Annotated in this window: 23 protein-coding genes; 20 read left to right on the top strand and 3 right to left on the bottom strand. The window is 64.3% G+C overall.

Annotated elements, in window-relative coordinates; translation table 11 throughout:
- The first annotated feature begins 195 nt into the window (after positions 1–195).
- The 3 genes from rluC to sppA are packed head-to-tail and all read left to right on the top strand — an operon-like array spanning position 196 to position 2813.
- Positions 196–1149 (top strand): 23S rRNA pseudouridine(955/2504/2580) synthase RluC, encoded by a 954-nt coding sequence (rluC, locus tag PJ259_RS09785; protein WP_059315739.1) that lies wholly within the window; start codon positions 196–198, stop codon positions 1147–1149.
- Positions 1142–1828 (top strand): HAD-IIIA family hydrolase, encoded by a 687-nt coding sequence (locus PJ259_RS09780; RefSeq protein ID WP_271655616.1) that lies wholly within the window; start codon positions 1142–1144, stop codon positions 1826–1828. Before rluC ends, PJ259_RS09780 begins: the two co-directional genes overlap by 8 nt.
- Positions 1821–2813: a signal peptide peptidase SppA gene (sppA, locus tag PJ259_RS09775; RefSeq protein ID WP_271655615.1), complete on the top strand. Its 993-nt coding sequence runs from the start codon at positions 1821–1823 to the stop codon at positions 2811–2813. The genes PJ259_RS09780 and sppA overlap by 8 nt, the downstream gene beginning before the upstream one ends.
- A gap of 21 nt (positions 2814–2834) precedes the next feature.
- Here the strand turns inward: sppA and PJ259_RS09770 are convergent, their stop codons facing one another.
- Positions 2835–3413 carry a Maf family protein gene (locus tag PJ259_RS09770; RefSeq protein WP_271655614.1) on the bottom strand — a complete coding sequence of 193 codons (579 nt, stop codon included), beginning with the start codon at positions 3411–3413 and terminating at the stop codon, positions 2835–2837.
- A gap of 99 nt (positions 3414–3512) precedes the next feature.
- Here PJ259_RS09770 and PJ259_RS09765 point away from each other — a divergent pair, with 99 nt between their 5' ends.
- The 13 genes from PJ259_RS09765 to PJ259_RS09705 all read left to right on the top strand — a co-directional run bounded on the left by PJ259_RS09765 (position 3513) and on the right by PJ259_RS09705 (position 13510).
- Positions 3513–4040 (top strand): YceD family protein, encoded by a 528-nt coding sequence (locus PJ259_RS09765; protein ID WP_082696371.1) that lies wholly within the window; start codon positions 3513–3515, stop codon positions 4038–4040.
- A 10-nt stretch (positions 4041–4050) separates the two neighbouring features.
- The gene (gene rpmF / locus PJ259_RS09760) at positions 4051–4233 is read left to right on the top strand and encodes a 50S ribosomal protein L32 (RefSeq protein WP_010797729.1); all 183 of its coding nucleotides are present in this window, start codon (positions 4051–4053) and stop codon (positions 4231–4233) included.
- A 6-nt stretch (positions 4234–4239) separates the two neighbouring features.
- On the top strand, positions 4240–5229 hold the full coding sequence (plsX, locus tag PJ259_RS09755; protein WP_442964895.1) for a phosphate acyltransferase PlsX: 990 nt from the start codon (positions 4240–4242) through the stop codon (positions 5227–5229).
- Between the two features lie 82 nt (positions 5230–5311).
- Positions 5312–6247: an ACP S-malonyltransferase gene (fabD, locus tag PJ259_RS09750; protein ID WP_271655612.1), complete on the top strand. Its 936-nt coding sequence runs from the start codon at positions 5312–5314 to the stop codon at positions 6245–6247.
- A gap of 15 nt (positions 6248–6262) precedes the next feature.
- Positions 6263–7006 carry a 3-oxoacyl-ACP reductase FabG gene (fabG, locus tag PJ259_RS09745; RefSeq protein WP_271655611.1) on the top strand — a complete coding sequence of 248 codons (744 nt, stop codon included), beginning with the start codon at positions 6263–6265 and terminating at the stop codon, positions 7004–7006.
- 167 nt (positions 7007–7173) lie between these two features.
- Positions 7174–7410: an acyl carrier protein gene (gene acpP / locus PJ259_RS09740; RefSeq protein WP_007160597.1), complete on the top strand. Its 237-nt coding sequence runs from the start codon at positions 7174–7176 to the stop codon at positions 7408–7410.
- 137 nt (positions 7411–7547) lie between these two features.
- Positions 7548–8792 carry a beta-ketoacyl-ACP synthase II gene (gene fabF / locus PJ259_RS09735; RefSeq protein ID WP_059315735.1) on the top strand — a complete coding sequence of 415 codons (1245 nt, stop codon included), beginning with the start codon at positions 7548–7550 and terminating at the stop codon, positions 8790–8792.
- Entirely contained in the window at positions 8792–9604 is an 813-nt protein-coding gene (pabC, locus tag PJ259_RS09730; protein WP_271655861.1) for an aminodeoxychorismate lyase, read from the top strand. The genes fabF and pabC overlap by 1 nt, the downstream gene beginning before the upstream one ends.
- 3 nt (positions 9605–9607) lie before the next feature.
- Positions 9608–10666 (top strand): endolytic transglycosylase MltG, encoded by a 1059-nt coding sequence (gene mltG / locus PJ259_RS09725; protein ID WP_271655610.1) that lies wholly within the window; start codon positions 9608–9610, stop codon positions 10664–10666.
- Positions 10663–11301, top strand: coding sequence for a dTMP kinase (gene tmk / locus PJ259_RS09720; protein WP_059315732.1), 639 nt, complete (start codon positions 10663–10665; stop codon positions 11299–11301). Before mltG ends, tmk begins: the two co-directional genes overlap by 4 nt.
- Positions 11294–12277, top strand: coding sequence for a DNA polymerase III subunit delta' (locus PJ259_RS09715; protein WP_059315731.1), 984 nt, complete (start codon positions 11294–11296; stop codon positions 12275–12277). The genes tmk and PJ259_RS09715 overlap by 8 nt, the downstream gene beginning before the upstream one ends.
- Positions 12278–12316: 39 nt before the next feature.
- Positions 12317–12673, top strand: coding sequence for a PilZ domain-containing protein (locus PJ259_RS09710; RefSeq protein ID WP_017641886.1), 357 nt, complete (start codon positions 12317–12319; stop codon positions 12671–12673).
- 54 nt (positions 12674–12727) lie between these two features.
- Positions 12728–13510 carry a TatD family hydrolase gene (locus tag PJ259_RS09705; protein WP_271655609.1) on the top strand — a complete coding sequence of 261 codons (783 nt, stop codon included), beginning with the start codon at positions 12728–12730 and terminating at the stop codon, positions 13508–13510.
- A gap of 218 nt (positions 13511–13728) precedes the next feature.
- Here PJ259_RS09705 and PJ259_RS09700 read toward each other — a convergent pair whose 3' ends face one another.
- Positions 13729–14859 carry an aminotransferase class V-fold PLP-dependent enzyme gene (locus PJ259_RS09700; protein ID WP_271655608.1) on the bottom strand — a complete coding sequence of 377 codons (1131 nt, stop codon included), beginning with the start codon at positions 14857–14859 and terminating at the stop codon, positions 13729–13731.
- Positions 14860–15030: 171 nt separating this feature from the next.
- Between PJ259_RS09700 and PJ259_RS09695 the strand changes: the two genes are divergently transcribed.
- The 4 genes from PJ259_RS09695 (at position 15031) to PJ259_RS09680 (ending at position 17960) form a co-directional block, all read left to right on the top strand.
- The gene (locus PJ259_RS09695; protein ID WP_007160588.1) at positions 15031–15672 is read left to right on the top strand and encodes a TetR/AcrR family transcriptional regulator; all 642 of its coding nucleotides are present in this window, start codon (positions 15031–15033) and stop codon (positions 15670–15672) included.
- A 63-nt stretch (positions 15673–15735) separates the two neighbouring features.
- Positions 15736–16704 carry a GTP 3',8-cyclase MoaA gene (locus tag PJ259_RS09690; protein WP_059315728.1) on the top strand — a complete coding sequence of 323 codons (969 nt, stop codon included), beginning with the start codon at positions 15736–15738 and terminating at the stop codon, positions 16702–16704.
- Positions 16705–16773: 69 nt separating this feature from the next.
- Positions 16774–17388 (top strand): DUF4823 domain-containing protein, encoded by a 615-nt coding sequence (locus tag PJ259_RS09685; protein WP_271655607.1) that lies wholly within the window; start codon positions 16774–16776, stop codon positions 17386–17388.
- A gap of 11 nt (positions 17389–17399) precedes the next feature.
- Positions 17400–17960, top strand: coding sequence for a DUF1285 domain-containing protein (locus PJ259_RS09680; protein WP_442964879.1), 561 nt, complete (start codon positions 17400–17402; stop codon positions 17958–17960).
- Positions 17961–17992: 32 nt separating this feature from the next.
- Here the strand turns inward: PJ259_RS09680 and PJ259_RS09675 are convergent, their stop codons facing one another.
- Entirely contained in the window at positions 17993–19642 is a 1650-nt protein-coding gene (locus PJ259_RS09675) for an electron transfer flavoprotein-ubiquinone oxidoreductase (RefSeq protein WP_059315726.1), read from the bottom strand.
- Between the last annotated feature and the right edge of the window lie 214 nt (positions 19643–19856).

Raw genomic sequence — 19856 nt, 5'->3', positions numbered from 1 at the left:
CTCACCCCCTTGGGCAGAGTCGGCGGTCTGCTGGACGGCCAGACGTCCAGTGACTATTGCATTTGCAGCCTATATTCGCGGGCGGAATCGACGGCCTCGCGAGCGGCGTCATCCAGACAGGACTGATAACCGCCTCCGGACTATAGCAGCAAGCTTTAAGTGCTTCAAATAAGGGAAAATTGCTATCATTCGCCCATGACTAAGCCTCCCTCTCCCAGCACCGGCGTTCAACTGCTCGATGTGCCCGCCGACTATGCCGGCCAGCGTATCGACAACTTCCTGCGTACCCAGCTCAAGGGCGCGCCCAAGACCCTCATCTATCGCATCCTGCGCAAGGGTGAAGTGCGGGTGAACAAGGGCCGTATCAAGCCTGACTACCGCCTGCAGGCCGGTGACCAGATCCGGGTGCCGCCCCTGCGGCTGTCCGAGCCTGATGAGCCGGCACCTCTGGCCAGGGGGCTGCTCGAGCGCCTGGAAGACTCCATCGTTCACGAGGACAAGGCCCTCATCGTCATCAACAAGCCGGCCGGCATCGCTGTGCACGGTGGCAGTGGCCTGTCTGGCGGCGTCATCGAAGTCTTTCGCCAGTTGCGTCCCGATGCCCGCGACATCGAGCTGGTCCATCGCCTCGACCGGGATACCTCGGGACTGCTGATGATCGCCAAGAAGCGCAGCATGCTGCGTTTCCTGCATGAGCAACTGCGCGGCGACGGCGTGGACAAGCGCTATCACGCCCTGGTGCGCGGCCACTGGCCGGCGGCCAAGAAGAAGATCAATGCGCCGCTGCTGAAGAACACCCTCAGATCCGGCGAGCGCATGGTCGAAGTCAACGACGAGGGCAAGGAGGCGCTCACCGAATTTCGCGTCCTGCGCCGCTATGGCGAATTCGCCACCCTGGTCGAGGCGCGGCCGGTGACCGGCCGTACCCACCAGATCCGTGTCCATGCCCGTCATGCCGGACATGCCATCGCCGGCGATCCCAAGTACGGCGACGAGGCCTTTTCCCAGGAGATCCGCGACCTGGGTGGCAAGCGGCTGTTCCTGCATTCGGCGAGCCTGGTGATTCCGTTACCGGAAGGTGGCCAGCTGCGACTGGAAGCGCCGGTCGATAGCACCTGGAGTCAGACGCTGGAGCGTCTGGATGCCTGATTATCAGCTGCTGATCTTCGACTGGGACGGCACCCTGGCTGACTCCATCGGCCGGATCGTCGAAGTGATGCACGTGGCGGCCGAGACGCTTGGGCTGCCGCCTCGCAGCGATGTGGCCATCAAGGGCATCATCGGCCTGGAGCTGGTAGCGGCGATCCAGACCCTCTATCCACACCTGGTGACCCAGGCGCAGATCGAGGGCTTTCGCGATGCCTACAGTGCCGAATTCGTCCGTCGCGAGCAGGAGGCGTCGCCACTGTTTCCTGAGGTGATGAGTGGTCTGCAGCGCTTTCGCGCCCAGGGTTATCAACTGGCCGTGGCGACCGGGAAGAGCCGTCGTGGCCTGGCCCGCTCGCTGCAGCAGCATGGCCTAAGTGACTTCTTCGACATTACCCGCTGCGCCGACGAGGCGGCCGGCAAACCCGATCCGCAGATGGTGCAGGAGATCCTCGCCCATTGCGGCGCGGCGCCGGAACGTGCCTTGCTGGTGGGTGATGCGGTGTTCGACCTGGAGATGGCCCGGCGCGCCGGGGTCGATGCGGTCGGGGTCGCCTATGGTGCCCAGCCGGTCGAGGTCCTGAGGGATTTCGGGCCGCGCCTGGTGATCGAAGCTTTCGCGGACCTGGCGCTATGGCTGGGTGACAATGTTGTGGTCAGGAGTGAGAGTGGGCATGGCTGACGAGTGGAAAGAAGACAGCGGGCGTGCGCGTCCGACGGACGACAAGACTTGGGCCCTGATCGAGAAGACCATGCTCGCCAGTGTGCGCGAGCAGCGGCGGGCACGGCGTTGGGGCATCTTTTTCAAGCTGCTGACCTTCGCCTATCTGATCGTCATGCTGGTGCTGTTCACGCCCCTGCTGTCCCTGGGCAAGAAGGGCGGGGTGACCGAGTCCGGCGCCCATACCGCGCTCATCGAACTCAAGGGCGTGATCGCTGATGACGAGAAGGCCAGTGCCGACAATGTTGTGACGGCGCTGCGCAAGGCCTTTGACGACAGCAACACCCGCGGTGTGGTGCTGCGTATCAACAGCCCGGGTGGCAGTCCGGTGCAATCCGGCTACATCTATGACGAGATCAAGCGGCTGCGTGGCCTGCATCCGGACATCAAGCTGTACGCGGTGATCACCGATCTTGGGGCCTCGGGCGCCTACTATGTGGCCAGTGCGGCCGATGCCATCTATGCCGACAAGGCCAGCCTGGTCGGCTCCATCGGCGTGACGGCGGCTTCCTTTGGCTTCGTCGGCACCATGGAAAAGCTGGGCGTGGAGCGGCGGGTCTATACCTCCGGCGAGCACAAGGCCTTCCTGGATCCCTTCCAGCCGCAGAAGCCCGAAGAAACCCGCTTCTGGCAGCAGGTGCTGGATACCACCCACCAGCAGTTCATCGACAGCGTCAAGAAAGGTCGCGGCGATCGCCTCAAGGTCGAGGGTCATCCGGAGCTGTTCTCCGGTCTGGTCTGGTCCGGCGAGCAGGCGTTGTCCCTCGGGCTGATCGATGGCCTCGGCAGCACCAGCTATGTGGCGCGGGACGTGGTCAAGGAGGAGCGCCTGGTGGACTTCACCCAGGAAGACTCTCCCTTCGATCGCTTTGCCAAGCGCCTGGGCGCCAGCGTCGCCGAGCGTCTTGCTCTCTATATGGGCTGGCAGGGTCCGATGCTGCGTTAGCCGGCATGGTCTGTGGGTGGCCTAAGGCACCTGCAGACCCGCTTCGCGCAGCAATGCGGTCAGGCGAATGAGGGGGAGGCCGATCAGGCTGGTCGGATCGTCCCCCTGCATGGCTTCGAAAAGGGCAATGCCGAGGCCTTCGGCCTTGAAACTGCCTGCGCAATCGTAGGGTTGCTCCACTAGCAGGTAGCGGTCGATTGTCGCAGCATCCAGCGGCCGAAAGCGGACCTGGAAATCCACCACCTCGCTCCGGCATTCACCAGTCCGGCTGTCCAGCACCGCGAGGCCGGTATGGAACACCAGCGTCCGGCCACTGGCTCGGGCCAGTTGCTGGTGGGCACCGTCGTGGCTCAGGGGCTTGCCAAGAATCTCGCCCTCGATGGCAGTCGCCTGGTCCGAGCCGATGACGAGCGTGTGGTCTGACTGGTCGCCCAGGGCGGCGGCCTTGAGTCTGGCCAGCCGCTCCACCAGATCGCGAGGGTGCTCGCCTGGTAGAGGCGTCTCATCGATATCGGGCGACTGGTGAGCGAAGGGCAAGCAGAGCCTTTCCAGCAATTGGCGGCGGTAAGGCGAGCTGGAAGCGAGTAGAATACGGGGCATCAGTTTGTTCTCGGGCGAGGTCGACCAAAGGTCGGTCGGAGTCGCTTCGGGGTTAATTTCCTTTGACAGCCGTAAGGCCGTCCCTATAATGGCGCGCTTATGTTGAATGGGCCAATTCCACCTCAGGTCGATCCTCGCAAATTGGCGGATCGCGGCGTAACCCTCAAGGGTGAGCTGCCTCTCGCGAACATGCGGCGTGTCGGCGAGCAGCTCGTGAAGTCCGAAGGCGCGGTAGCCGTCGTCCTCGACTTCGGGCGTGATCAACAGCGGCAGTACGTCATCCACGGTGTCCTCGATACCGAGGTCGAGATGATCTGCCAGCGTTGTCTGGAGCCGGCAGTGCTTCCCATCCACAGCGAATTCGATTTCGCCGTGCTCTGGGAGGGGCAGTCGGCCGATGCCTTGCCACAGGGATACGATGCCCTGGAGGTTGGTGAAGATCCGCTGGATCTGCATGGCTTGGTCGAAGAGGAGCTGCTGCTCGCTCTGCCGATCATCCCCGCGCATCCAGAAGGGGCTTGCCAGCATCCTGAAGGTTTCGAGGCGCCCGAAGAGCCGGCGGACGAGGAAAAGCGACCCAACCCGTTCAGTGTACTTGCGCAGTTGAAGCGTGACCCAAACGTTTAGGAGTTAAATCATGGCTGTTCAGCAGAACAAAAAATCCCGTTCCGCTCGTGACATGCGTCGTTCGCACGACGCTCTCGAACCGAACGCTCTGTCCGTGGAAAAGAGCACCGGTGAAGTTCACCTGCGCCACCACGTGTCGCCCGACGGTTTCTACCGCGGTCGCAAAGTGATCGACAAGGGTTCCGACGAGTAATCCTCGATCGAAATCGTCATCGCGATCGATGCAATGGGCGGGGACTTCGGTCCCCGCTGCATTGTTCCTGCTTCACTCAGCGCTCTCGAGCGTTTCCCCGCCTTACGTCTTCTCCTCTGTGGTCAGCGCGATGCCCTGTCGGCCTGGTCACCGCCTGCTTCCCTTGCCGCTCGCCTGGACTTCGAATACGTCGACTCCCTCGTCGGGCCTGACGAAAGACCCGCCACGGTGGTGCGCAGTCGCGCCCGTACCTCCATGCATGCCGCCCTCGAAGCGGTTCAGCACGGGCGTGCCCATGGCTGTCTGAGTGCGGGCAATACCGGGGCCTGGATGGCGCTCGCGCGACTGTTGCTCGGGACGCTGCCGGAGATCGACCGGCCCGCCATGATGTCGGCGCTGCCGGGGCGGGGAGACCATCAGACGCTGCTGCTCGATCTCGGTGCGAACCTGGACACCACAGCCGAGCAGCTGGTGCAGTTCGCCTGTCTGGGCGCGGGTGCGGCCCAGGCGCGCGGCCTGGCCCGGCCCAGGGTGGCGCTGCTCAATGTCGGGCGGGAGCCGGGCAAGGGCACGCCGGTGATTCAAGAGGCGGCGCGCCGCCTCGCCCAGAGTCCGGCGTTCGATTTCATCGGCTTCGTCGAGGGTAGCGATCTCTATGCCGCCGTCGCGGATGTGGTGGTCTGTGACGGCTTCACCGGCAACGCCGTGCTCAAGTCCGGCGAGGCCTTGCTGCGCCTGCTGGTGGAGCGCAGCGGCACGGCCTCCTGGCTCGAACGTCGGCTGCTGCAGCCCTGGCTGGCCCGGCGTTTTCGTCACTGGGATCCGGAGCTGCGCAACGGCGCGAGCTTTCTCGGCTTGAATGCGGTAGTGGTGAAGAGTCATGGCGCGGCAGGCGAAGTCGGTCTCGTTCAGGCCATCGAGCGCGCGCTGCGCGATGTGGAGACTGATCTCCCCGAGCGTATCCGGTTAAACTTGGCGGCTCTGAAAGCGGTGTGACCGACCGGTCGACACCGACATCTCAGTCTGTCAGTGGCGGAACCGCGGTTTCGCCGGCAATGGACCTACAAGAGACCTGCCTATGTCTGCCTCTCTCGCTTTCGTCTTTCCCGGTCAGGGTTCCCAGGCCCTGGGCATGCTGGGTGAGCTGGCCACGCACCACGCGCTGATCGGTGAAACCTTCGCGGAAGCATCCGCCGTCCTCGGCTATGACCTCTGGGCGCTGACCCAGCAGGGCCCCCAGGAGTCGCTCAACCAGACCGACCGTACCCAACCCGCCATCCTGACCGCCTCCATCGCGCTCTGGCGGCTGTGGTTGGCTGAAGGAGGCGCCAAGCCCGCCTACGTTGCCGGTCACAGCCTGGGTGAGTATTCGGCACTGGTCGCCGCCGGCAGCCTGCCGTTCGCCGAAGCGGTGCGCCTGGTGGCGCGTCGTGGTGAGCTGATGCAGCAGGCCGTCCCGGCCGGGCAGGGCGGTATGGCCGCCATCCTGGGCCTGGAAGACGCTCAGGTGCTGGCAGCTTGCGCCGAAGCCGCCCAGGGCGACGTCGTGAGTGCGGTCAATTTCAATGCCCCGGGCCAGGTGGTGATCGCCGGTTCCGCCGCTGCGGTGGAGCGCGCCATCGAGGCGTGCAAGGGGCTGGGTGCCAAGCGCGCCGTGGCCCTGCCGGTCAGCGTGCCCTCTCACTGCGAGCTGATGCGTCCGGCGGCGGAGCGTTTCGCCGAGGACGTGCGCGGCTGCAGCTGGAGCCAGCCGGAGATTCCGGTGGTGCAAAACGTCAATGCCGGCGTCAATACCGATCTGGCCAGCCTCCAGCAGGATCTGCTGGCTCAGCTGTACAGCCCGGTACGCTGGGTCGAATCCGTGCAGTACCTGGCTGCCCAGGGCGTCACCCATCTGGTGGAGTGTGGCCCCGGCAAGGTGCTGGCCGGTCTGAACAAGAGATGCGTCAAGGGCGTGGAAACGCTGGCCCTGGACACCCCTGATGCCTTCGCCGCCGCTCGTGCGGCTTTTTGAATCGAGGAAAACGAGATGAGTCTGCAAGGTAAGGTCGCTCTGGTCACGGGCGCCACGCGTGGCATCGGTCAAGCCATCGCCCTGGAACTGGGTCGGCTCGGCGCCACCGTGATCGGCACCGCGACCAGCGAGGCGGGCGCCCAGCGCATCGCCGAGTCGCTCAAGGCCAATGGCATCGAGGGCACCGGCCTGGTGCTCAATGTGTCCGACAACGCCTCCGTCGCGACCGCCCTCGAGCAGGTCCAGGCGCAATTCGGTGCCCCGTCGATCCTGATCAACAACGCCGGCATCACCCGCGATAACCTGATGCTGCGGATGAAGGACGATGAGTGGTACGACGTGATCGATACCAACCTCAACAGCCTGTTCCGTCTCTCCAAGGCCGTGCTCAAGGGGATGACCAAGGGTCGCTGGGGTCGTATCGTCAGCATCGGTTCGGTGGTCGGGGCCATGGGCAACGCCGGTCAGGCGAACTATGCTGCCGCCAAGGCCGGCCTCGAGGGCTTCACCCGGGCGCTGGCTCGTGAGGTAGGTTCGCGCAACATCACCGTCAATGCCGTGGCACCGGGTTTCATCGACACCGACATGACTCGTGAGCTGCCGGAAGCCCAGCGCACCGCGCTGCTGACCCAGATTCCTGCCGGTCGCCTCGGCCAGGCCGACGAAATCGCCAAGGTGGTCGGCTTCCTGGCCGGTGAGGGCGCTGCCTATGTGACCGGGGCCACGATCCCCGTGAACGGCGGAATGTACATGAGCTGACCGGCGTTACCCCCGCGCGGCTATTGCGCTAAGCTGGTAAACTGTCGGACCAGCAATGGCCGCGCATACGTCTTGATGTCGCGTCAGCTTGAAATTCGGAAATCCCTTTCTATACACTTACGCGCAATCCGTTGTGCGGATTTTTCCTTTAGGAGTGAGAACACGGTATGAGCACCATCGAAGAACGCGTTAAGAAGATCGTCGCTGAGCAGCTCGGCGTGAAGGAAGAGGAAGTTACCAACAGCGCTTCCTTCGTCGAGGATCTGGGCGCCGACTCCCTTGACACCGTCGAACTGGTGATGGCTCTGGAAGAGGAATTCGAGACCGAAATCCCGGACGAGCAGGCTGAGAAGATCACCACCGTCCAGGAAGCTATCGACTACATCGTTGCTCACCAGCAATAAGTAGCCGCTAGTTTCGGACACAAGAAGCCGCACGTCCTGTAGGGCGTGCGGCTTTTCTTTAGGTCGATGATCAAGATCGATGGAATCGGCTTTTTTAAAGTGGGGTGGCCGCCCCGGAAGGACAAGAGGAGTTGGGTGTGTCGCGTAGACGTGTCGTGATCACGGGTATGGGCATGGTATCGCCGCTTGGCGCCGACGTCGCGAGCAGCTGGGAGGGCATCCTGGCCGGTCGCAGCGGTATTGCGCCGATCGAGCATATGGACGTCTCTGCCTTCAGCACGCGGATCGGTGGATCGGTCAAGGGATTCGACGTGGAGCAGTATCTGTCCGCGAAAGAAGCCCGCAAGCTGGATCTATTCATCCAATACGGTCTCGCTGCCAGCTTCCAGGCCATGCGTGACAGCGGTATCGAAGTCAACGATGGCAATCGCGAGCGCATGGGTGTCGCCATGGGTTCCGGCATCGGCGGGCTGACCAATATCGAGGCGAATTGCCAGTCGCTGCTCGAACAGGGTCCGCGCCGTATTTCTCCCTTTTTCGTACCGGGCTCCATCATCAACATGGTGTCCGGTTTCCTGTCGATCCACCTGGGTCTGCAGGGTCCCAACTATGCCATCGCCACCGCCTGTACCACGGCGACGCACTGCATCGGCATGGCGGCGCGCAACATCGCCTACGGTGAGGCCGATGTCATGGTCGCCGGCGGTTCGGAGATGGCGACCTCGGGTCTGGGTCTTGGTGGTTTCGGCGCGGCTCGTGCCCTGTCGACCCGTAACGACGATCCGACCCGCGCCAGCCGTCCCTGGGACCGCGATCGTGACGGCTTCGTGCTGTCCGACGGTGCTGGCGCTCTGGTGCTGGAAGACTACGAGCACGCCAAGGCGCGAGGCGCTCGTATCTATGCCGAGCTGATCGGCTTCGGCATGAGCGCGGATGCCTTCCACATGACGGCCCCGCCGGAAGACGGCGCGGGCGCTGCCCGTTGCATGCGGGCGACGCTCAAGGACGCCGGCATCGCGCCGGAAGCGGTCGACTACGTCAATGCCCACGGCACCTCCACGCCGGCCGGTGACCTGGCCGAAGTGGCGGCCCTCAAGCAGGTGTTCGGCGAGCAGGCCAAGCGCCTGAGCGTGAGTTCCACCAAGTCCATGACCGGTCACCTGCTGGGCGCCGCTGGGGCGGTGGAAGCCATCTTCACGGTGCTTGCCCTGCGCGATCAGGTGGCCCCGCCCACCATCAACCTGGACAATCCCAGCGACGGCTGCGATCTGGACTTCGTGCCCCACGAGGCGCGTCAGCGGCCCATCGAAGTGGCGCTGTCCAATTCGTTCGGCTTTGGTGGCACCAATGGCAGCCTGGTGTTCCGGCGCTTCGACGCTTGATCCAGGACTGGCTCAACGGCCAACCGCTAACCCCTGGTCTGCAGCGCGACCGGGGCCTAGCCTACGGCGATGGGCTGTTCGAGACCATTGCCGTACGCCGGGGCCAGCCCCGCTTGCTGGAGCGTCATCTGCAGCGACTTGCCACGGGCTGCCAGCGATTGCGCATTCCCTGCGACCTCGCTCAGGTGGGTGCCGAGATCCAGGCCTATGCGGCGCTGCTGGGGGAGGGTGTCGCCAAGCTGCTGCTCACCCGGGGCGATGGCCTGCGCGGTTATGCGCCGCCAGCCGAGCCCGAGGTCCGGCGACTGTTGCTGGCTTCACCCGCACCGGCCTATCCGGCGGCCCATGCTGCCGAGGGGATCGCCCTCTTTTCCTGCACCACACGTCTGGCCAGCCAGCCGCTGCTGGCCGGGCTCAAGCATCTGAATCGTCTCGAACAGGTCTTGGCTCGCGGGGAGTGGACCACCACCGAATATGCCGAAGGCCTGATGCTGGATCAGGACGGCAGACCGATCGAAGGCGTGTTCAGCAATCTGTTCCTGGTTCGCGAAGGCCGACTGCTGACCCCCGCGCTCGATCATTGTGGCGTGGCCGGCGTGATGCGCGGTCTGCTGATGGACCTCGCCGCCCAGGAGGGCATGCAGACCGCAGTCATGCCACTGTCCCTGGACGCGCTGTTCCAGGCCGACGAAGTTTTTCTCTGCAACAGCCAGTACGGTATCTGGCCCGTGCGCCGGTACGCAGCGGCGAACTGGTCCGTGGGGCCGGTGACCCGTAAACTGCAAGGTTCGATAAACGAGATTCTGGAATAGCCGATGCGCAAGGCGAGAGCTCTGCTTACGGCGGTCTTGGCCGCTAGCGGCCTGCTGCTGGTCATGGCCGGTTGGCGCCAGCACCAGGCGCTGACTCAGCCGCTGAAGGTCGATGGTGAGCAACTGGTGGAGATCGCCAAGGGTGCGACGCCCGGCGGTACCCTGTTGCGCCTGGAAGAGGAGGGCGTGCTCGATGGCGCCTTCTGGCTGCGCCTGTACTGGCGCTTCAATCTAGCCGGGCAGACGCTACACAGCGGCGAATACCGTCTGACCCCCGGCATGACGGTGGAGCAGTTGTTCGGCCTCTGGCGCAAGGGCGAGGTAGTGCAGTATGGCCTCACCCTGGTGGAAGGCTGGAATTTCCGCCAGGTTCGCGCCGCTCTGGCCCGCCAGCCCAAGCTCGAGCACGACACCGCCGAACTGGACGATGCCGCCCTGATGAAGCGGCTGGGTCTGGACGACGAGCATCCCGAAGGCCGCTTCTTTCCCGATACCTATCGCTATGTGAAAGGCCAGCGCGAGTCGGATCTGTTGCGCCAGGCCAATCAGCGCCTGCAGGCCGTGCTCGACCAGGAATGGCAGGAGCGCGATCCCGCGGTGCCCTACAAGGACGCCTACCAGGCACTGATCATGGCGTCGCTGGTGGAGAAAGAAACCGGCGTGCCCGAAGAGCGCGACGAGATCGCCGGGGTCTTCGTCCGGCGCCTGGCGGCCGGCATGCTGCTGCAAACCGATCCCACGGTGATCTACGGCATGGGCGAGCGCTACAACGGGCGCATCACTCGCGCGGATCTGCGCGAGCCTTCGCCCTACAACACCTATCTCAATGCGGGATTGCCGCCGACGCCGATCGCCATGCCGGGACGCGAGGCCATCCATGCGGCCCTGCATCCCAAGGACGGCGACAGCCTGTACTTTGTCGCTCGTGGTGATGGCAGCCACGTCTTCTCCAAGGATCTGGACGCGCACAACCAGGCGGTCCGGGAATTCCAGCTCAAGCGTCGCTCCGACTATCGATCGAGCCCCGCCCCGCAGACGCCTGACAGCAAGGAAACCCCATGACCGCAAACGGCCTGTTCATTACCCTCGAAGGCCCGGAGGGCGCGGGCAAGAGCACCAACCGCGATTATCTCGCCGAACTCCTTGGCGCCACCGGCCGTGAAGTGGTGCTGACCCGCGAGCCGGGCGGCACGCCGCTGGCCGAGCGCATCCGCGAGATCCTGCTGGCGCCAGCGGCCGAACCCATGGCCGTGGATACCGAGTTGCTGCTGATGTTCGCCGCGCGCGCCCAGCATCTGGCCCAGGTCATCCGGCCTGCCCTGGCACGGGGTGCCCTGGTGCTGTGTGATCGTTTCGTCGATGCGACCTATGCCTACCAGGGCGGTGGCCGCGGTGTCCCCGTGGAGCGCATCGCCACCCTAGAGGCCTTCGTGCTGGGCGACCTGCAACCCGACCTGACCCTGGTGTTCGATCTGCCGGTGGAGATTGGCCTGGCCAGGGCGGCCCGCCGCGGTGCCCTGGACAGATTCGAGCAGGAGCAACGCGCCTTCTTCGAAGCGGTGCGCCAGACCTATCTGGACCGCGCCCAGGCCGTGCCTGCACGCTATCGCCTCATCGACGCCTCGCGCAGCCTGGCCGAGGTGCAGGCGGATCTGCGCGCCCTGGTCGCCACCCTGGAGCCGACGCTAGGTGGCTGACGTCTATCCCTGGCAGCAGGCGCTATGGGCGCGGATCTGGCCCCGGCGGCAGCATCCCCACGCCTATCTGCTGCATGGTCCGCGTGGTATCGGCAAGCGTGACCTGGCCGAGCGCCTGGCCGCGCTGCTGCTGTGCCAGGCGCCCCAGGGTGATGCCGCCTGCGGCCAGTGCAAGGCGTGCTCGCTCCTGAAGGCAGGGACTCATCCCGATTATTGCGTGATCCAGCCGGAAGAGGCCGAAAAGCCCATCCGCGTCGATCAGATTCGCGCCCTGGTGGATTTCGTCACCCAGACCGCGCAGTTGGGTGGACGCAAGCTGATTCTCCTGGAGCCGGTCGAGGCGATGAACCTCAATGCCGCCAATGCCTTGCTCAAGAGTCTGGAAGAGCCCTCGGGCGCGACGGTGCTGCTGCTGGTGAGTCACCAGCCGAGTCGCCTGCTGCCTACCGTGCGTAGCCGTTGCGTGCAGCAGGCCTGCCCGGTGCCTTCGCGCGCCGAAAGTCTCGCCTGGTTGGGTGAGCGCCTGCCAGATCTCGAACCGGAGATCCGCACCCAGTTGCTGGTGCTGGCCGGTGGCTCGCCGCTGGCCGCCCTGCGCCTGCATGGCGAAGACGTGCTCGCCCGGCGAGCGCTGGTGGTGGAGGGGGTGAAGCGCCTGCTCAAGCGCCAGGCAGCACCCAGCCAACTGGCCGAGAGCTGGAACGCCGTGCCCCTGCCGCTGCTGCTCGACTGGTTCTGCGAATGGACCCATGGCGTGCTGCGCCAACAGTGGGGTGGCGTCGACGACGAGGCCGCGCCGGACATGGCCAAGGTGCTGGGTTATCTGGCCGAGAAGAGCGCGCCGCCCGCGGTCCTGGCGCTGCAGGAATGGCTGCATGCCGAGCGGCAGAAGGTGCTGGGCAAAGCCAACCTCAACCGCGTATTGTTGCTGGAATCGCTGTTGATCCGCTGGGCCGGCCTGGTGCCCGGACGCTAGCGATCCGCGCGTCCGTATTGCCTGTCTCGAGAGAATCTCATGAGTTTGCCGCAGAACCTGGGCCCCCGTAATGGCATCCTGTCCCTCACCATCAAGGACAAGTCGGTGCTTTATGCCGCCTACATGCCCTTCATCCGCAACGGTGGCCTGTTCATTCCGACGGGCAAGACCTACAAGCTGGGTGACGAGGTTTTCATGTTGCTGAACCTGATGGACGAACCGGACAAGATCCCGGTCGCCGGCAAGGTGGTCTGGATCACCCCCAAGGGGGCCCAGGGCAATCGTGCCGCCGGGGTCGGCGTGCAGTTCAACGAAGGCGACAATACCGCGCGCAACAAGATCGAAACCTATCTGGCCGGCTCCCTGAAGTCGGACCGTCCCACCCATACCATGTGAGGCCGTCGCCGTCCCGCTCGGGGCGGGGCGTCTTCCGATTCAAGGCTATTTCTCGTGCACTTCGTCGACTCCCACTGTCACCTGGATCGACTCGATCTTTCCCTTCATGACGGCTCCCTGGATGCAGCGCTGGATGCCGCGCGCGCCCGTGGCGTCAGCCAGTTCCTCTGCATTGGCGTCGATGCCGGCAATGCACCCACGGTGCAGGCCCTGGCCGAGCGCTATGCCGACGTCCACTGCGCGGTGGGCATTCACCCACTGGATGCCGCCCAGGGCAGCGCCATCGATCTCGACTGGTTGCTGGAACGGCTGGCCCATCCCCGCGTTGCCGCTATCGGCGAGACCGGGCTGGACTACCACTATCAGCCGGATACCGCCGAGATCCAGCAGCGGTCCTTCGCCCTGCACCTGGAGGCAGCCCGCCGTACGGCACTGCCCCTGGTGATCCATACCCGGGAAGCGCGCGCCGACACCCTGGCGATGCTTGGCGCCGCCGATCTGCCAGGCGCCGGGGTGCTGCACTGCTTCACCGAGGATTGGGCGACGGCCAAGGCCGCCCTGGATCTGGGTTTCTACATCTCCTTTTCCGGCATTCTGACCTTTCGCAATGCGGCCGAGCTGCGCGAAGTGGCCCGTCAGGTGCCGGCCGATCGACTGCTGGTGGAAACCGACTCGCCCTATCTGGCCCCGGTACCCCACAGAGGCAAGGCGAACCTGCCGCAATTCGTGGTCGAGGTCGCCCAGTGCCTGGCCGATGTGCGTGGCGTCAGCCTGGAGACCCTGGCCGAGCAGACCACGGACAACTTCCGCCGGCTGTTTCCCTGCGCCACCCTCTAGGCAAAAAAATGGCCCGGGTATCCTGGGATACCCGGGCCGGACCAGCGGTTCGCCTAGACGGAGGACCGCCTGCCTGGCCCGCGTCGCGGGGGTCGACACGGCCAGTCACTTGAGTATTGGTCAGCGCGGGGAAAGGTCCAGCCTGGGCTGGACATTTTTTAAACAGTTTTGGAATAGCACTGCCCTGGTACTGCCGGTCTCAGACCTTTCAGGGCGCTTCAGAAGCGTGCCAGCGCACCGACCAGGTCCAGCGTCTGCTCCAGCACGTGCTCGCTGGTGTAGAAGTGCGGCGACAGCCTGATGCCCGGACCACGTTGGGCGCAGACCACATCGGCGGTCTTGAGGCGCTCGAACAGCTGGCGATTGTCCCAGCCTTCGAGGGAGAAGGTGAGGATTCCGGAACGCCGCTGTGGGTCGGCCGGCGAATGCAGGATGGCGCCGGGCAGGCGGCGAATGTGGCTGTCCAGCAGTTCGATCCGCGCCAGCAGATCCTGACCCACCTGCTGCATGCCGGCATCTTCCAGCAGCGATAGGCTGGCCTCCAGCGCCACCGCCCCGAGCATGTTGGGGCTGCCGCACTCGAAGCGCATCGCCGTCTTCGCCGGTTGCCATTCGCGCTGGCTGTAGTCGCCGGCGTTGTCCAGCATGTGCCAGCCGTATTCGTGCAGCTTCAGCTGCTCGCGCAGATCGGCGCGGCAGTAGAAGACCCCCAGGCCTTCCGGACCCAGCATCCACTTGTGGCCGTCGGCCATGGCGAAGGCGCAGTTGCAGGCCTGGACATCGAAGGGCAGGGCGCCCAGCTGCTGGATGGCATCGACGCAGAGCAGTACGCCCTTGGCCTCGCAGCCCTGGCCCAGCGCGGGCAAGTCCAGGCGCAGACCGCTGGCGTATTGCACGGCGCTGATGGCCATCAGCCGGGTCCGGGGGCCGCAGGCGGCCAGCAGATTGGCTTCTGGCGTCTCGCCCAGACTGACTTCCACCACCTCGACGCCAAAGCGTGCCAGGGCTTCCCAGACGACCCGATTGGAGGGGAATTCCTCGTCGCTGATCACCACCTGGTCACCGCTCTGCCAGTCCAGGCCGAAGGCGACAAAGGAGAGTGCCTCGGAGGTGTTCTTCACCAGGGCGATGTCGCTGCTGGCCGGCGCATTGAGCAGGCGGGTCAGGCGGTCACGCAGGCGCTGTTCCAGGACGAGCCAGGTCGGATAGTTGCGCGCGCCGTATTGGCAGTTCTCGGCGGCGAATTCGGTGACGGCCTGCGCGGCGCGCTTGGGCCAGGGGGCCACGGCCGCGTGGTTGAGGTACCGCATGGCGTAGGCCTGAGGGAATTCGTGCTTCCAGGAAGACATTGACTCGATCCGTACAATCTGGGTGTGATGGGGCATAATAAGGGGCGCGCCCGCGCGGTTCACCGATACTCTCGGTGGAGCTCGCCCAAGGTGTGACGAAGTGCCGGTATGCCGAGGGGCAACCGACGATTCGAAGGCCCTATCCCTTTTCAAAACAACAAGTGGGCTGCCATGCAGAAAGAATCCCGCAAAGTCCGCGAGTTCCGTCGCCGCGAACAGGAAATCCTCGACACCGCACTGCAACTCTTTCTCTCCGAAGGAGAAGACAGCGTCACCGTCGAGATGATCGCCGAGGCGGTCGGTATCGGCAAAGGCACCATCTACAAGCATTTCAATTCCAAAGCCGAGATCTATCTGCGGTTGATGCTGGATTACGAACGGGACCTGGCCGAGCTGTTCCAGTCGGACAACGTCGCCCGGGACCGCGAAGCGCTCTCCCGCGCCTATTTCGAATTCCGCATGAGCGATCCACAGCGCTATCGGCTGTTCGATCGGCTCGAGGAAAAGGTGGTCAAGACGCGGCAGGTGCCCGAACTGGTCGAGCAGCTGCACAGCATCCGCACCTCCAACTTCCAGCGGCTGACCAGCCTGATCGAGGGCCGGATCGACGAAGGCAAGCTCGAGGACGTGCCTCCCTATTTCCACTACTGCGCCGCCTGGGCGCTGGTGCACGGGGCCGTGGCCCTTTACCATTCGCCCTTCTGGCGCGACGTGCTGGAGGATCAGGAGGGTTTCTTCCAGTTCCTCATGGAGATCGGCGTTCGCATGGGCAACCGCCGCAAGCGAGATGTCGAAACGCCTGTCCGATCCTAGGGTCCGATAGAGGCAAGGGATGCCGTGCCATCCCTTTTCTCTTGTCTTATTGGAGTTCCCAAGATGATCGTTGACCGCCAGGGTAGGGCGTTTCGCAACTTGCGGATCAGCCTCACGGCGGCCTGCAACTATGCCTGTACGTATTGCGTGCCCAACGGCAAGCGACTCGTGGCTGCGCAGGACGAGCTCAGTGCCGACACCATGGCTCGCGGGGTGGAATACCTCATCGATGCCGCGGGGATCGAGCGTCTGCGCATCACGGGGGGCGAACCCCTGGTCACGCCGCGGCTGGAGCCCTTTCTTGCCCGCGTCGCCCAGCTCGGCCTCAAGGACATCAGCCTGACCACCAATGGCCAGCTGCTGCCGCGCAAGCTCGATTTCCTCATCGACCACGGCATCCGCCGTCTGAACGTTTCGCTCGATACCCTCGATGCCGAGGCCTTTCCGCGCCTGGCGCGCGGTGGTGACCTGGCCACGGTATTGGCCGGGCTCGAAGCGGCGCGTGCCGCGGGCCTCAAGATCAAGCTCAACATGGTACCGCTGCGGGGCCAGAACCTCGATCAGGTGCTGCCGCTGCTGGAGTACTGCCTGGAGCGCGGTTTCGAACTCAGATTCATCGAGCTGATGCGCATGGGCCATCTGGCCAAGGATTCCGTGCACTTCAACAACCAGCTGGTGCCGCTGGCGGAATTGCTGGAGATCATCGGTTCGCGCCATGCCTATGTGCAGGCCGATGCACCGGTGGACTCCACCGCCTTGCGCTATCGCGTCGAGTCGGGTGGTCACTTCGGCATCATCGCCAACGAAAGCGTCCCCTTCTGCCGGACCTGCTCGCGGCTACGGCTGTCGTCCACCGGCTGGCTGCACGGCTGCCTGTCGTCGAGCAACCGCCACTATGTCGGCGATCTGCTGGACAAGCCCAGGCATCTGGCCCTGCCGGCCCTGCAGCGGCTGCTGGTCAAGGCGCTGGGGGACAAGCAGGACGTAGCCTTCTCCGGTGGCGTGACGGTGATGAAGATCATCGGCGGCTAGCAACTGGCGCGAAAGCTGCTAAGGCCCCTGTATCGACGGCATCTTGGCGCCGGACAGGGGCTCTGTTCCATGATTAATCTGCGTTTTCTGGTCATTTCGGTTTTGCTGAGCTGCCTGGGCGGCTGCATGAACGTCAGTGACATGGCGTCCGGCGTCGAATATCACCTGCGTGATGCAGGGCTGCTCGATTACAGCAAGACCCAGCGGCTGAACAACTTTCGCCTGCAGGCCGACTCCTATATCTACATAGCCCAGGGCGCCTTCGTGCCCGTGGGCCATCCTTATGCTCGACCCAATGTGGTAGCCGAAGAGGCCTTCAAGGGCTTCGTGGAGTTTTTCCCGCGGGTAAGGCGCGCGGACAAGCCCGAAGGTTTCGACGAAGCCATGGCCAAGGCCCGGCAACTGGGCGCGCACTATGTACTCTATACCCGCTTCGCCGGGGCGGATGACCGCATCGGTACCTGGGAGGAATGGGAAGATCAGGATGACATCGGACGGGTAGGCCGCGACCGCAGCGTCGTCCAGATGATGCTGGTGGAGACCGCTACCTTCCGCCTGGTGGACACGGCGCGGATCCGCAGTCGTGGCGGGTTCTTGACGTTCTATGATGAGCGTCCGGAAGACCTGCTCGGTCCGGCGCTCAATGAATATGCCCAACGTCTACTCGGCTTGGGCACCCGGTAGAGGAGAAGGGCGTGACCCAGATTGACGTGACGCGGAATCTGCTGGCGCAGCTGCCAGTCGCCGAGGACGGCAAGCTGCCGCCCGTGGACCTCTGGCATCCGCCCTTCTGTGGCGATATCGACATGCGCATCGCCCGCGATGGGACCTGGTACCACCAGGGTACGCCCATCACCCGACCAGCGATGGTTCGCCTGTTCTCCACCATCCTGAGGCGCGATCCCGAACGCTATGTGCTGGTCACGCCGGTGGAGTGCGTGGGCATCCAGGTCGAGGATGTGCCCTTTCTGGCCGTGGATGTCGAGTGGAGCGGCAGCGGCCGGGACCAGGTCCTGGATTTCCTCACCAACGTCGGGGATCGGGTCGCCGCTGGCGCCGAGCATCCGCTGCGTTTCACCGAGCAGGATGACCAGCCGGCACCCTATGTACGGGTGCGCGGCGGACTGGAGGCACGGCTCAATCGGGCGGTCTTCTACCGACTGATGGACAGGGTCGAGGAGGGCACCCACGAGGGTAAGGCTTGGCTTGGGCTCTGGAGCCGCGGGGTGTTCTTTCCCGTTGCGGCTGCCGGATAGCAAAAGGGCCCCGAGGGGCCCTTTTGCATGGTTCACATGTTGGGGTAGTTGGGGCCGCCGCTGCCTTCCGGCGCCACCCAGGTGATGTTCTGCGCGGGATCCTTGATGTCGCACGTCTTGCAGTGGACGCAGTTCTGGGCATTGATCTGGAAGCGCGGCTCGCCGCCATCCCGGACCACCTCGTAGACCCCGGCGGGGCAGTAGCGCTGCGCCGGCTCGTCATACAGCGGCAGGTTCTGCGCGATGGGGATCGACGGGTCCTTCAGCTTCAGATGGACCGGCTGGTCTTCTTCGTGGTTGGTGTTGGAGAGGAATACCGAGGACAGCTTGTCGAAGCTCAGCTTGCCATCCGGCTTGGGATAGCTGATGCGCGGCGCCTCGTCGGCCTTCTTCAGGCAGGTATGGTCCATGCGCCGATCGTGCAGGGTGAAGGGCAGGGCGCCACCCAGCAGGTTGTGTTCGACGAAGGCGAAGGCCGGGCCCAGCAGCGGGCCGAACTTGTGCATGGCCGGACCGAAGTTGCGGCTGGCATGGAGTTCTTCCTGTACCCAGCTGCCCTTGAAGCCATCCACGTAACCCTGGAGTTCGTCACCCTCGCGACCGGCAGCCAGGGCGGCGACGATGGCGTCGGCGGCGAGCATGCCGGACTTCATGGCGGTATGGCTGCCCTTGATCTTGGCCGGGTTCAGGGTGCCAAGGTCGCAGCCGATCAGGGCGCCGCCCGGGAAGACCATCTTTGGCAGGGAATTCAGGCCGCCCTTGACCAAGGCGCGGGCGCCATAGGAGACGCGCTTGCCGCCTTCCAGGTACTGGGCCACCACCGGGTGGTGCTTGTAGCGCTGGAATTCGTCGTAGGGTGAGAGGTGCGGGTTGCTGTAGGCAAGGTCGACGATCAGACCGACCACTACCTGGTTGTCTTCCAGGTGATAGAGGAAGGAGCCACCCGGATTTTCCTTGTCCAGCGGCCAGCCGGAGGTATGGATCACCAGGCCCTGCTCGTGCTTGGCCGGATCGATCTCCCACAGCTCCTTGATGCCGATGCCGTAGTGCTGCGGATCGGCGCCTTCGCCAAGCTTGAATCTCTGGCCGAGCTGCTTGCCCAGATGGCCACGGCAGCCTTCGGCGAACAGGGTGTACTTGCCGCGCAGCTCCATGCCGGGGGTGTAGACGCCGTCCTTGGGCTGGCCTTCGCGATCCACGCCCAGATCGCCGGTAATGATGCCGCGTACCACGCCCTGATCATCGATCAGCGGTTCCTGGGCGGCGAAGCCCGGATAGATCTCCACGCCCAGGGCCTCGGCCTGCTGACCCAGCCAGCGGCAGAAATTGCCCAGGGAGATGATGTAGTTGCCCTCGTTGTGCATGGGCTTGGGCACGAAGAAGTTGGGAACCTTGGTGGCCTGGCGATCGTCCTTGAGCAGGTAGATGTCGTCGCGCTTGACCGGAGTGTTAAGCGGCGCACCCAGTTCCTTCCAGTTGGGAAAGAGCTCGTCCAGGGCACGGGGTTCGAAGACGGCGCCGGAGAGAATGTGGGCACCGACCTCGGAGCCTTTCTCGACCACGCACACACTGATTTCCTGGCCGTTTTCGGCGGCCTGCTGCTTGAGGCGACAGGCCGCGGACAGGCCCGCGGGGCCGGCCCCGACGATCACCACGTCGAATTCCATGTATTCGCGTTCCACGGCTCACTCTCCTCAGGCAAAACTCACGATCTGGTTATTTATGTAGGGATGCAACAAAAGACTTCATTATATCCGGCGTGCTCCCTGACACCCATTCAAACGTTTGTTTAAATTTTCTGCAAGCCTGTTAGACTCGGGAGTTACTGGCCCCTGACGGACTGTCGCGTTGACCCCTGCTGCCGTGGAGGTCAACATAGGAAAGATTTGCAACAAG

It is taken from the genome of Pseudomonas sp. JBR1 (assembly GCF_028198185.1).
Classification (GTDB): Bacteria; Pseudomonadota; Gammaproteobacteria; order Pseudomonadales; family Pseudomonadaceae; genus Chryseomonas; species Chryseomonas oryzihabitans_E.
This window is presented reverse-complemented; position numbering and strand designations above follow the sequence as displayed.